The organism is Streptococcus mitis, from assembly GCF_047459985.1.
GTDB lineage: Bacteria > Bacillota > Bacilli > Lactobacillales > Streptococcaceae > Streptococcus > Streptococcus mitis_DZ.
The window spans coordinates 1-504 of record NZ_JASHHD010000053.1 but is presented as its reverse complement, the minus strand read 5'-3'; the positions used below and the strand labels follow the sequence as shown (position 1 = coordinate 504).

At 36.7% G+C, this 504-nt stretch carries 1 protein-coding gene; it reads left to right on the top strand.

The window, feature by feature from the left end; genetic code table 11:
• The coding region (locus QM959_RS09600) for a transposase (protein WP_414372866.1) at positions 1-504 on the top strand (504 nt) is incomplete at both ends.

The following is a 504-nucleotide window of genomic DNA, read 5'->3' as shown; positions in this document are numbered from 1 at the left end:
AGCCGTGCTATGAGTCGTGTCCGTATTCAAATCATGAATCAATTTGATAGAAAATCCCATGAATACAAAGCTATCAAGCGCTACTGGAAGCTCATCCAACAAGATAGCCGTAAACTGAGTGATAAACGTTTTTATCGCCCTACTTTTCGCATGCACTTAACGAATAAAGAGATTCTAGACAAGCTTTTGAGCTATTCAGAAGACTTGAAACACCACTATAATCTCTATCAACTCTTGCTTTTTCACTTCCAGAATAAAGAAGCTGACAAATTTTTCGAACTTATTGAGGACAATCTGAAGCAGGTTCATCCTCTTTTTCAGACTGTCTTCAAAACCTTCCTCAAGGACAAAGAGAAAATTGTCAACGCCCTTCAATTGCCCTATTCCAACGCTAAATTGGAAGCGACTAATAATCTCATTAAACTCATCAAACGAAATGCCTTTGGTTTTAGGAACTTTGAAAACTTCAAAAAACGGATTTTTATCGCTCTGAATATAAAAATG